Origin of the sequence: Flammeovirga sp. SJP92 (genome assembly GCF_001583495.1) — a bacterium.
Lineage (GTDB): Bacteria > Bacteroidota > Bacteroidia > Cytophagales > Flammeovirgaceae > Flammeovirga.
On the sequence record NZ_LQAQ01000093.1, the window covers coordinates 317,412 to 329,689 of the forward strand.

General features: G+C 35.7%; 12 protein-coding genes. 8 read left to right on the forward strand and 4 right to left on the reverse strand.

The annotated features are described in order from the left end of the window. Positions 1-106: 106 nt before the first annotated feature. Positions 107-1,471, forward strand: a complete 1,365-nt coding sequence (locus AVL50_RS22120) for a saccharopine dehydrogenase family protein (protein ID WP_062618617.1) — start codon at positions 107-109, stop codon at positions 1,469-1,471. A 123-nt stretch (positions 1,472-1,594) separates the two neighbouring features. Next, positions 1,595-2,233, forward strand: a complete 639-nt coding sequence (locus AVL50_RS22125; protein ID WP_062618618.1) for a MarC family protein — start codon at positions 1,595-1,597, stop codon at positions 2,231-2,233. Positions 2,234-2,333: 100 nt separating this feature from the next. On the opposite strand, the gene AVL50_RS22130 is transcribed toward AVL50_RS22125, so the two are convergent. Both AVL50_RS22130 and AVL50_RS22135 read right to left on the reverse strand, forming a co-directional pair. Then, complete coding sequence (locus tag AVL50_RS22130; protein WP_062618619.1) at positions 2,334-2,987, reverse strand: DUF1349 domain-containing protein; 654 nt, start codon at positions 2,985-2,987, stop codon at positions 2,334-2,336. 147 nt (positions 2,988-3,134) lie between these two features. Continuing rightward, complete coding sequence (locus AVL50_RS22135) at positions 3,135-3,740, reverse strand: hypothetical protein (RefSeq protein ID WP_157491489.1); 606 nt, start codon at positions 3,738-3,740, stop codon at positions 3,135-3,137. Positions 3,741-3,972: 232 nt separating this feature from the next. Between AVL50_RS22135 and AVL50_RS22140 the strand changes: the two genes are divergently transcribed. Together AVL50_RS22140 and AVL50_RS22145 are read left to right on the forward strand one after the other, a co-directional pair. Then, complete coding sequence (locus AVL50_RS22140) at positions 3,973-4,341, forward strand: hypothetical protein (RefSeq protein WP_157491490.1); 369 nt, start codon at positions 3,973-3,975, stop codon at positions 4,339-4,341. A 248-nt stretch (positions 4,342-4,589) separates the two neighbouring features. Beyond that, the gene (locus AVL50_RS22145) at positions 4,590-6,440 is read left to right on the forward strand and encodes a PAS domain-containing sensor histidine kinase (RefSeq protein ID WP_062618622.1); all 1,851 of its coding nucleotides are present in this window, start codon (positions 4,590-4,592) and stop codon (positions 6,438-6,440) included. 101 nt (positions 6,441-6,541) lie between these two features. Here the strand turns inward: AVL50_RS22145 and AVL50_RS22150 are convergent, their stop codons facing one another. Further along, positions 6,542-7,300, reverse strand: a complete 759-nt coding sequence (locus tag AVL50_RS22150) for a hypothetical protein (RefSeq protein ID WP_063850837.1) — start codon at positions 7,298-7,300, stop codon at positions 6,542-6,544. Positions 7,301-7,708: 408 nt separating this feature from the next. Between AVL50_RS22150 and rpsL the strand changes: the two genes are divergently transcribed. From rpsL to rpsJ, 4 genes are all read left to right on the forward strand, one after another. Then, positions 7,709-8,083: a 30S ribosomal protein S12 gene (rpsL, locus tag AVL50_RS22155; RefSeq protein WP_062618624.1), complete on the forward strand. Its 375-nt coding sequence runs from the start codon at positions 7,709-7,711 to the stop codon at positions 8,081-8,083. 101 nt (positions 8,084-8,184) lie between these two features. Further along, the gene (rpsG, locus tag AVL50_RS22160; RefSeq protein ID WP_062618625.1) at positions 8,185-8,667 is read left to right on the forward strand and encodes a 30S ribosomal protein S7; all 483 of its coding nucleotides are present in this window, start codon (positions 8,185-8,187) and stop codon (positions 8,665-8,667) included. A 6-nt stretch (positions 8,668-8,673) separates the two neighbouring features. Further along, positions 8,674-10,812, forward strand: a complete 2,139-nt coding sequence (fusA, locus tag AVL50_RS22165; RefSeq protein WP_082795960.1) for an elongation factor G — start codon at positions 8,674-8,676, stop codon at positions 10,810-10,812. A 104-nt stretch (positions 10,813-10,916) separates the two neighbouring features. Then, positions 10,917-11,222, forward strand: a complete 306-nt coding sequence (rpsJ, locus tag AVL50_RS22170; protein ID WP_044202335.1) for a 30S ribosomal protein S10 — start codon at positions 10,917-10,919, stop codon at positions 11,220-11,222. A 76-nt stretch (positions 11,223-11,298) separates the two neighbouring features. On the opposite strand, the gene AVL50_RS22175 is transcribed toward rpsJ, so the two are convergent. After that, positions 11,299-12,261, reverse strand: coding sequence for a FecR domain-containing protein (locus tag AVL50_RS22175; protein WP_062618627.1), 963 nt, complete (start codon positions 12,259-12,261; stop codon positions 11,299-11,301). Positions 12,262-12,278 lie beyond the last annotated feature (17 nt).

The following is a 12,278-nucleotide window of genomic DNA, read 5'->3' on the forward strand; positions in this document are numbered from 1 at the left end:
TTATTACACTAATTTAAATTTTCCTTTCAACCAAAACTTAAATCCTCTATTTTTACCCTACCATATAAACACTATCAGTGTACTTCGATACACCAAATAAACACTTATGAAAACAATTATCATTTTAGGTGCAGGACGTTCTGCATCATCATTAATCCATTATTTATGTGGCCACGCAACAACCAATGAGTGGCAAATAAAGGTGGGAGACTACCAAAAAGAGCTAGCAGACGAGAAGATCAAAGGATTTGAAAATGTAGCTTCTGCTTTTCAATTTGATATCAACAATGAAGAACATCGTGAAACCTATATTTCACAAGCTGATATAGTGGTTTCACTACTTCCCGCCCGTTTCCATATAGAAGCAGCAAAAGTTGCCGTAAAACATGGAGTACCTTTAACTACTGCTTCTTACATCACTGAAGAAATGCAGGCTTTGAGTAAAGAAGCTGAGAAGAAAGGAATTATTCTCTTGAATGAAATTGGACTAGATCCCGGTATAGATCATATGTCAGCCATGAAAATGATTGAGGAAGTGAAAGAGAAGGGGTATTCCATTGAAGGCTTTGAATCTTTTACAGGAGGCCTCGTTGCTCCTGAGTCTGATAATAACCCTTGGAATTACAAGTTCACCTGGAATCCTCGTAATGTAGTTTTAGCAGGTCAAGGTGGTGCCGTACGTTTTCTTCATAATGGAAAACATAAATACATTCCTTATAATAAGGTATTCCGTAGAACAGAGCGAATTGAGATTGAAGGTTATGGAAAATTTGAAGGTTACGCCAATAGGGACTCTTTAAAGTATGTTGAAAAATACGGTTTGGAAGGTGTTCCCACCGTTTATAGAGGCACTTTAAGAAGGCCTGGGTTCTGTAGAGCATGGAACTGCTTTGTCACTTTAGGTGTCACTGATGATAGCTATGAAATGGAAAATACTCAGGATATGACTTATCGTGAGTTCATCAATTCCTTTTTAAGGTATAACCCTAATGATTCTGTTGAATTAAAATTGATGCAGTATTTAAAACTGTCTCAAGACGATCTGGAAATGGAAAAATTGGAATGGCTAGATATTTTTAGTGATAAAAAAGTTGGACTTCCTAAGGCTACACCTGCACAGATTCTCCAGAAAATATTGGAAGAAAAATGGCAGCTTGATCCTGATGATAAAGATATGATTGTGATGTATCATAAGTTATTTTATAAGAAAGGAAATGAAAATATCTTGAGAACATCACATATGGTAGTAAAAGGTAAAGATCAGACATACACTGCCATGTCAGATACTGTGGGTATTCCTTTAGCTATTGTCACCAAACTGATCTTACAAGGCAAAATCACCAAAACAGGAACTTGTATCCCAATTCATAAAAACATCTATGAACCCGTTCTGGAAGAACTGGAAAGTATGGGAATTACATTTGAAGAACAGGAAATAGTCATGAGCCCTCAGGAGATGGCTAGTTTGTAATCTATTTTACTTGTTTTTATAAAGACTTAATCAGTTTCAATTGGTTAAGTCTTTATTGTTATGATTCCTCCCTCATTCTCCTTTACTTTGCACTCGACATACATACAACTCCATATATAAAAAATGAACGAAGTTTTTACTTATGCCCTTTTGGCATTTACGTCTTTCTTTACACTGATCAATCCTGTAGGGATTATGCCTGTCTTTATGACAATGACTAATCAGCTTTCAAAAGAAGAAAGAAAGAACACAGCATTAAGAGCCTCATTTATTGCTTTTTGTTTCCTATTATTTTTTGCAATTACAGGACAATCACTTTTCCGCTTTTTTGGAATCTCAATTGACAGCTTAAGAGTTGTTGGAGGTATGATCTTCTTTTTAGTAGGCTTTGATATGCTTCAGGCTCGATTGGGCAGTGTGAAAGTTACTAAAGATGAAATTCACGAATATGCAAAAGACGTTGCAATTACTCCTTTGGCTATTCCTATAATCTGTGGCCCTGGCTCTATTGCCAATTCTATTATTTTGATGGATAATGCCGGTGGAGATCCCATGAAAATTGGAGGATTGATTCTTGCCATTACAGCAGTATTATTAATTACATGTTTGAGTTTGCTTTCGGCCAGTTCTATTATGAAAGTAATCGGTGATACTGGCAATAAATTAATGCTTCGATTGATGGGACTGATTGTCATGGTAATGGCTGTAGAATTTTTCTTTGCGGGTATTGGACCTTTGATTGAGCGTTTTATTATGAAATAAAAAAGTTTAAGAGTAATAAAAAAGGGTGGATGAAAAGATATGTCTTGCATAAAAATGCAAAAGTTCTTTTCATTCACCCTTCATTATTTATTCTGCTGGATTATTCTTTATTCCTTTCCAACCACTCCAATCTTCTCTCATCTGCAAGATGTTTGATTTTGAATTCTTCAAAAGTCGCTTCAAAACCATCACCATCAGGGCTCGCCGCCATCATTCCTACCATTACAGGCTTATGATCTGGAAGGTAGGCTAGATTGCTTAAAGTATATTTTTTTCCATCTAAGGAATAAAAGATCTCTACTGCATCTTGCCTTCTAACAGCTTTGATCCAAATAGATTCCGGCTTTCCTTCTAAAGCAACATAATTCCAAGAACTATGTTCATTAGTTACTACAGCACTGAAATTATAATCTCCATCTACATATTCAATACCTGTTTTAATCCAATGTTTCTCATCAATTCGAAGCATTAGTCCCATTTGATCAAAACGTGTTTTATAAGCTCCAGTGATTTTCACAGACACCTCAAATTCTCCGCCTCTTAAATCATACATAAAAGGGCCATCATCTACCGTAAATCCATAATGGGTTTTTCTCCAATAATCTGTTTGTGGAGTCACCTGCATTTTCAAACTATTTCCTTCAACACTCCATTTTTCTGGAGCATTAAACCATTGCATTGTATTTAAACTCTGTCCCATAGTGAGTTGAATCGTGCCCAATAGAAAACTTAGGCTCAGTAATAATTTCTTCATTTTAATGGCATTAATAATAATTACTATCAATTTAAAAAAGAAAATTCATCTTAGAACAGACTTTAAAAACATTAGCACAAAAAAACAGGTGTACATTGTTGCACACCCATTTATTCTTTATAAATCCATATTTCTTAATCCAGACTTTTAGTTAATCAAAGATTGTAATTCCAGACTTCTCTCATTCAGTTCTTCCTCAGATAAAGGCTGTCCTTCAAAACGTGGTGCTATTTGAATCTGCGAATGCCATCCACCTCCTACTTTATCAGAGTGTATACCATAAGTATAAATTGTAATCTGATTCATATTATCAACTGTTTTATCAAGGTCTTTTTCAAATAACCATTGTTCATCAGAAGCTTTGTTTTCTTTCCAGCCTTCAGTAGCTGCTAGAGTCGCCTCTAAGTTTTTTAAGTTACTAATCACATCATCAGAATATTGTGCTCTTAATATGATTTCCACTCTTTCTAGTTTTCCTTCATCATAAATTGGACGCATATAAGCATCTTGATCAAAAAACTTTACTGCATAATCTCCATTCGTTTCGGGTTTCCCATTTAACTCATTAATGATATAATTTTCTACTTCAATGTCTTCCATTGATAAATAAAGTCCCTTATAGATTTTCACATGACTTTCTGCTTTTACTGCAGCAGCACTCGTAGACTTTCCTCCATCATCTTCTGGGTTATTAGAGGCAAATGTGAACATAGAAACTAGGGCCAATGAGATTAATAATAGCTGTTTTTTCATTTTCTTAAATTTTAAAGTGAATAACTGTTTTACACTATGTTATATACCTTACGTTAAAATGTCACCCTGTTTTCAGAATAAAATTGATAAATAATATATTTTGAGTAATTTTAAGACACATTAAAGAACAAGCTTTAATGACCGATTTTTTATTCGTGTGTGACTTCTATGCTACCATTATAAAATTATGGGAATGAGCATAGTGATTTTTAAAAACAAAATTTTTACTGAAATGAAAAAGTATTTATTTATTCTTGCAGCACTACTTATTACACTTACATCTTTTGCACAAGATGGAAAAATGAACAAAAAACAAAAGAAGGCAAAACACTTTTCTGAAGCACTTGCTGAAAAGTATGATCTGGATGAAGCAAAGACCAAAGAGGTTTATGAGTTGAAATTAACTCAAATGAACAAATCTGGACAAATTGCCAAGAAGAAAAAAAGTGGTGAGATCACTGTTGAAGAAGCGAAAGCACAAAACAAAAAAATTAATAAAGGAACATCAAGTTCACTCATGAGTATTTGTGGAGCTACTGACAAAAAAGCTTTCAATGCAGAGTTGAAAGCCATCAATCAGGAGTTGAAGAATGCTCATTAGTATTATTTGTTCTCTCAAAAGACCTCATAAGCTTTTATAGTTTATGAGGTCTTTTTTTCATTTAACCTCTTTAAATCAAGACAAATCAAAGATAAAATTTAATATTTCTGTTATCAGTGAAAAGCATTTACGATATACTTTTTATTTATGACACCTACTCGCTAATTTCTATTAAAATGAGGCATTCATAAAAAAGCAACATTTCCTTATTCAAGGATTCACCCTAAAACTATAAACTATTTACAATTTTGGATTCTCAACTTGCTATACTAAAAAACCTATCAGAAGCCCTTATTATGGTTAATGGTGAAGGAATCATCGAATTCGCCAATGATGCTATCACTGGAACGTTAGGGTATAAGCCTGAAAACTTAATTGGAAGACCAATGTCCATTCTAATGCCTTCAGGTAGTATACCAGGGCATAAACAAAAATTCAACTCATTTTTCAGAAAGCCCAAAACCCGAAAAATGGGAAATACTGATCCTATTGAAATTGTACATCAAAACGGAAGTATTGTTGATGTTGAAATATCATTAAGCAGTGTTGATATAGATGGTTCTAGAAAGGCAATAGCATTGATTGTTGACATCAACCGATTTTTCAAATACAAAAATCCCATTAAGGATAAGCTGGACCTCTATTATTCATTAATTGAGCACAATACGGATCATTTATTTCAAATAGACCGAGAATACAAGATCCATTATATCAACCACGTTTCACCTGGACTTCATAAAGAAAAGGTTTTGGGGGCATACCTTATCGACTTGCTTCCCAGTGAGTATACTAAAGATTTAGTAAAAAATATACTTAATTCTGTTTTTGAAACGGGAGTTGCTAAATCTTATGAAATTGATTTCCCTTCTCCCTTGGGAGCTTTACACTATGCTACGACAGTCACGCCAGTCATTAAAAATGGAGAAATTTTCCGCCTAAATCTCATCACAAGAAACGTCACGAATGATTATAATATCAAGAAACAGTTGATTGAACGGAAAAACTTCATTGAGAAAGTAGACTTGAATGCTTTAAATGGTATCTATCTCTATAATCTTCAAAGTTCTACTACTGAATATACCAATTCAAAGTATACCGAGATATTTGGATACACACGGGAGGAAATCAATACTATGGACAAGGAAGATTTCATTTCACTCTTTCATCCCAGCGACAGAGAAAATATCATTCAACACCTCAAGCAAGTAAGGCATTCAAAAGAGGGACAAATATTTACTATTGAATACCGTATAAAATCTAAAAAAGGAGAATGGGTGTGGTGCTTGTCTAGAGACAGCGGTTTTGAATATGATGAGACTGGAAAATGCACATCCTTCATAGGTGCTTTTATTGATATTACAGAAACTAAAAAAATTGAACTGGAACTGCTTCAGAAAAATAAAGAGATTGAAAATTTTGTATATCATGCTTGTCATGACATCCGGTCTCCTATTAATAGTATTTCACAGTTGATTGACTTATCATTAGAAGATAGTAAGAATAAAGAAGAGCTTGAATTGATTGATAAATCCATCAAAAGGCTCAGAAGTCTTGTTATGTCACTCTTGGATTTCGGTAATGAAAGTATTTTCAAAAAAACAGAAAATGTCTCTTTGGATGAATTAATTGATGATGTGCTGGATGATTTAAAATTTAATATTGATGATTCTTCTGCGAAAATTATCCGAGGAAATAACCTGCCTAAGATCAAATGCTATAAACTTGGCATGTATCAGGTTTTCTTGAATCTTATTTCAAATGCATTAAAATTCAGAAACAAAAACACGGCACCTGTAATTACTATCAAATCTTTTTCACAAGTACAACACTGGAAATTTACAATTACTGATAATGGTATTGGAATTAATGAAGATAAGAAAGAAGCCATTTTTGATACATTTACTCGTCTGAATACCAGTTACGATGGAAGTGGTTTAGGTTTGGCTAACTGCAAAAAAGTCATCAGTAAACACAAAGGAGACATTTGGGCTGAAAATAATAAAGAAGAAGGAAGCACTTTTATTTTTACGATCTCAAAAGACCTTGATAAAGAAACCAATCTATTAGACATTAAAAGCACTCCTGATAACAAAAAATAAAAAATATCAGATAATTCACTACTGTCTTTCTTTCTACTAAAAAAGGGATGCAAGATTCAATTCTTACATCCCTTTCTCTATTTTTTCAGGTTTTATAAATTCTAACTTTCTGGGAAAGTATGTTTCTTTTCATATTCAGAATAATAGAACTTCGTATTTTTGAAGATATTGAAATTCAATGAAACATAGAACACATTACCAGTCAACTGATTATAGTTCATTGTAGTGCCTACCATTTTAGATTGTCCTTCACCCCATGAAGAGTTGAAGTAATTGTTCAGGTAATATTTCATTTTCAAATTTGTGCCATAAGGAAACTGAATTCCCAACATTAAACTATGCTGGAATTCAACACGATCTGTAAACCAAACAGAAAATTTATCTTGCTTTCTCTCAGAAACAAATGTCTTTTCTTTGTATTGCAATGGAATTTCAAACTCATACCCAGCGTAGACGAACATGCCATGCAAGTTGCCAATTTTAAAACCTACTGGAATACCTAAATTATAAGACCTCACTTTCTTACGTACAGGACCATCAAGTGTTGGATCCTTTACAGCTTCAGGCACATCGAAAATCATTCCGACATTTCTTATACCAACTCCTGTAAAAAGTCCGAAATGAGGGTTGAAGTCAAAATTCACCAAAGACTGCCAGTTGATCACAGGTGCAAAACGTACCACCCCACTATTCAACTCTTGATTATCTATTTTCAGACCTGTATTTCCAGATAAAATAACTTCTAAACCACCTGTAACATACACCTCTGTTTTTTTCTTTTGCTCCTCTTGGGCAAATAGGGTAACAGCGGCAAACAAGAAGGCAGAAGTAAGAAATAAAAACTTACGTAAATTGAGCATAAAAATTTTTTAGTAATGTTGACACTAACCGTATGTTTAAAACTCCTCATTTTCTTGGTTTAATATATTCTAAACATACGCTTACAAATGTGTAAAAATTAAGATTATTTTCACACTAAAAGTAAAGTTAGGATAAATAATAGGATTCCATACCATAACTGACCACAAAAAAATGAATAGTTAATGAACTATTATTCAAGCATCAAATTTCCATTAATTCTTTCCACAATAGACGTTTAGCTTTTATTAACACGATTATTAATCAATGATAACACTCTCATAACAAATTGTTTATAATAAGATGTGGATTTCACGTAAATAATTGATACCTTTGCCCACTGTAAAATTTTTGCATTCGAGAATTAATAGTATCGAACGTTAGACGCATTTAAATTAAAATTTAAGTAAATGCCTACTATTCAACAACTTGTTAGAAAAGGAAGAAAGAAGATTGTTTTAAAATCTAAATCTCCTGCATTAGATTCATGCCCTCAACGTAGAGGAGTATGTACAAGAGTTTATACTACTACGCCTAAGAAGCCTAACTCGGCGATGCGTAAAGTAGCAAGGGTTCGTTTGACTAACGGTAAGGAAGTCAATGCTTATATCCCAGGTGAAGGACACAACTTGCAAGAGCACTCAATCGTTTTGATTCGTGGTGGTCGTATTAAAGATCTTCCTGGTGTGAGATATCACATCGTTCGTGGAGCACTTGATACTGCTGGTGTTGAAGGACGTGGTCAACGTCGTTCTAAGTATGGTACTAAGAAAGCTAAGAAGTAATCTCTACCTACTTACTTAAAAAATTAATTAAAGTCCAAGTCCTGAAGCAAAGACAATTTTGTCAGTAAGGGCATCTCTTAAATTATTTATTCTTTAGAGAAATGAGAAAGGCAAAACCTAAAAAGCGCTACGTATTACCAGATCCTAAATTTGGTGATACTATGGTAACAAAATTCGTTAACAACTTAATGGTTGACGGAAAGAAAAGTATTGCATACAGCATTTTCTACAACGCGTTAGAAATCGTTGAGCAAAAACTTTCAAAAGAAGGCGAAACTGTTGACGCATTAGACGTATGGAAGAAAGGTCTTTCTAACGTAATGCCTGCAGTGGAAGTTAAAGCTCGCCGTGTAGGTGGTGCTACTTTCCAAGTGCCAGTAGAAGTACGTCCAGATCGTAAGCAATCTTTAGGCATGAAGTGGATGATCACTATGTCTAGAAAGCGTAACGAGCGTACTATGAAAGAACGTTTAGCTGCCGAAATCATTGCCGCTTCTCGTGGAGAGGGTGCTGCAGTGAAGAAAAAAGATGATACTCATCGTATGGCAGAAGCAAATAAAGCATTTTCACACTTTAGATTCTAATAATCCGTGGCTAAGAAGATCCATCTTTCGCACCAAAGGAACATCGGTATCATGGCTCACATTGATGCTGGTAAAACTACGACTACAGAGCGTATCCTTTATTACACAGGTAAATCTCACAAAATTGGTGAGGTACACGACGGAGCTGCTACTATGGACTGGATGGAGCAAGAGCAAGAGCGTGGTATCACTATTACGTCTGCTGCTACAACCACTACATGGAACTACCCTACTGAGCAGGGTAAGGCTACTCCAGCTTCAGAAGAGTACAAAGTAAACATCATTGACACTCCTGGTCACGTTGACTTCACAGTAGAAGTAGCGCGTTCACTTCGTGTTCTTGATGGTGCTGTAGCACTTTTCTGTGCAGTATCTGGTGTAGAACCTCAATCTGAAACTGTATGGCGTCAAGCTGATGACTACAAGGTACCTCGTATCTGTTTCATCAACAAAATGGACCGTGCTGGTGCAGATTTCTTGAAAGCAGTGAAAACAATTGAAGAGAAATTGGGTGCAACTCCAGTTCCTTTACAATTACCAATCGGTGCTGAAGAAGGTTTCAGAGGTGTTGTTGACTTGATTACAAACGAAGCTATCGTTTGGAATGAGGCTGACCAAGGATTTACTTACGAAGTAATCGACATCCCTGCTGACATGGTAGACGAAGTTGCTGAGTGGAGAGAAAACCTTATCGAGGCGGTTTCTACTCACAATGAGGAGTTGATGGAGAAATTCTTCGAAGACCCAGATTCAATTACTGCTGATGAAGTTCGTGCTGCAGTTCGTAAGGCTGTTATGAACATGGAATTCTCTCCAGTAATGTGTGGTTCTGCATTCAAAAACAAAGGTGTTCAAGCACTTCTTGACGCTGTTTGTTCTTACTTACCATCTCCACTTGACTTACCTGACACAGTAGGTACTAACCCTGAAACAGGTGAAGAGGAGACTCGTAAGGCAGATGCTTCAGATAAATTCTCAGCGTTAGCATTTAAGATCGCTACTGACCCATTCGTAGGTCGTTTATGTTTCTTAAGAGCTTACTCTGGTACATTAGAAGCTGGTTCGTATGTATTGAACATGCGTACTGGTAAAAAAGAGCGTATCTCTCGTTTGATGCAAATGCACTCGAACAAGCAGAATCCAATTCCTTTTGTTGAGGCAGGTGATATCTGTGCGGGTGTAGGTTTCAAAGACATCAAAACTGGTGATACTCTTGTTGAGCTTGGTGCTCCAATCGTATTAGAAGAGATGGTATTCCCTGAGCCGGTAATCGGTATTGCTATTGAGCCTAAAACAAAAGGTGACGTAGATAAATTAGGTATGGCTATCGCTAAACTAGTAGAAGAGGATCCAACGCTTACAGTTGAAACTGACCACGAAACTGGTCAAACTATCTTAAGAGGTATGGGTGAGCTTCACTTAGAAATCATCATTGACCGTCTTAAGAGAGAATTCAACGTTGAAATCAACGAAGGTGCTCCTCAAGTTGCTTACCGTGAGGCTATCAAAGGTTCTACTGAACACAGAGAGACTTACAAGAAGCAAACAGGTGGTAAAGGTAAATTCGCCGATATCCAATTCGAACTTAGCCCAGCTGAGCCAGATGAGGACGGTGTTGTTAAGCCAGGTCTTCAGTTTGTTGACGAAATCAAAGGTGGTGTAATTCCAAAAGAATTTATCCCAGCTGTACAAAAAGGTTTCGAAGCAGCTATGGGCAGCGGTGCTTTAGCAGGTTACCCAATCGACGCAATGCGCGTTCGTTTATTCTACGGTTCTTACCATGATGTCGATTCAGATGCTTTATCATTCGAATTAGCAGCTAAATTAGGTTTCAAAGCGGCAGCAAAATCTTGTCAGCCAATCATCCTTGAGCCTATCATGGACGTTTCTGTAGTTACTCCAGACGAATACACCGGTGCGGTAATCGGTGATATCAACAAGCGTCGTGGTCTTCCGAAAGGACAAGAGATCTCAAACGGTGCAGTTGTAATCAAAGCTGATGTACCTTTATCAGAATTGTTCGGTTACGTAACTGACCTTCGTACTATTACTTCAGGTCGTGCATCGGCTTCATTAACTTTCTCTGAGTACAAAGAAGTACCAAGAAACGTTGCTGAAGACGTAATTGCTGAAGCTAAGAAGTAATTATAAATTGTCAATAATCATAAACTTCTGAATCTACAACGGTAGATTCAGAGTTTATGAAATATATAATCCGCTAGTGGACGGCTAGCATCATAACAAAAGATATGACACAAAAAATCAGAATCAAGCTTAAGTCATACGATCACAACTTAGTAGACAAGTCTGCTGGTAAAATCGTTGAGGCTGTAAAGAAAACAGACGCTGTAGTTGCAGGTCCTGTACCTCTTCCAACAAAGAAAGAAAAATTCACTGTTCTTCGTTCACCACACGTTAACAAGAAATCACGTGAGCAATTCCAACTTTGTACTTACAAGCGTTTGATCGACATCTTCTCGTCTTCTCCAAAGACAGTTGATGCTTTGATGAAGCTTGACCTACCTTCAGGTGTTGACGTAGAGATCAAAGTCTAAGTTCAATAACTGATAATACAAATAACCCCCATGCACTTTTTGTACATGGGGGTTGTTTTTTTAAGAAGATATAAAGCTATTTTTTTTGCTGTAAAATAATCTTTTCTTCATTCAATATATATTCTAATGAAGATTGTGAACAAACCTCCATCAATGCATTTTCAATACCGTTATTTTCAAACTTCCCTGTAAAAAACAAGTCTAAAGCATGTAGTTTATGCTCAATAATTACCCCAAAGTGCTTTTCTATATCATCAATTACCATTAAAATAGGTGCTTCATAATAGGCAAAGTTTCCATCTACCCATTTTGTATGTGATAAATCTCTTTGCACTGGATTTGAAAATTGTGCATCAAATGATTCCAATATCTCGCCACTTTTCAAACTCAATGATTTTTTAGCCACACTGTGTTCCTCAATGTATGAGATTGATGATTCCCCAAGGTTAGTCAGCTGAAAAATATGTTGATCATCTCTTAAATCAAACTTACTTCCATCATTAGCAAAAACAATTGACCTATTTGTTTTTACTTCAAAATTATGATCATCATCGCCATCGTCATGTACATCAAACTGAGCATGCCCGTCCAGATAGATTTGTCCATCAAAACCCGTTTTTAGAAATTCAATTGAAGATCCCTTTTTCAGCATTGCTTTTGAACCGTCCGGGAAAGTATATTCCATCATACCATCTCTGGCTGTGACACGTTCGATATCATTGGTAAAAAACCACAATGCGTATAACCCTACGAAAACGCCAATGACAGCGGCTATTCTTGTAATCGTTTTTGAGCTCAATAACTTTTCAAACACATTAGGATTTCGTTCTACCTGAAAAGTATTTTGATGAATATCTTTTTGAATTTTGTTCCATGCATCGTCATGAGAGGTTTTAGATTTTGGTAGAGAGAGATTACTGGTATGGTCTGAAATTTTTTTCAACAGCTTTTCCTCTTCATCTTCTGAAGAAGAGATTGGTGTTATTTTACCATCTTTGAATGCTTCGTTGCCTTTGCTTATGAAATCATCTTCTGACATAATAAAAATCAAGAGTA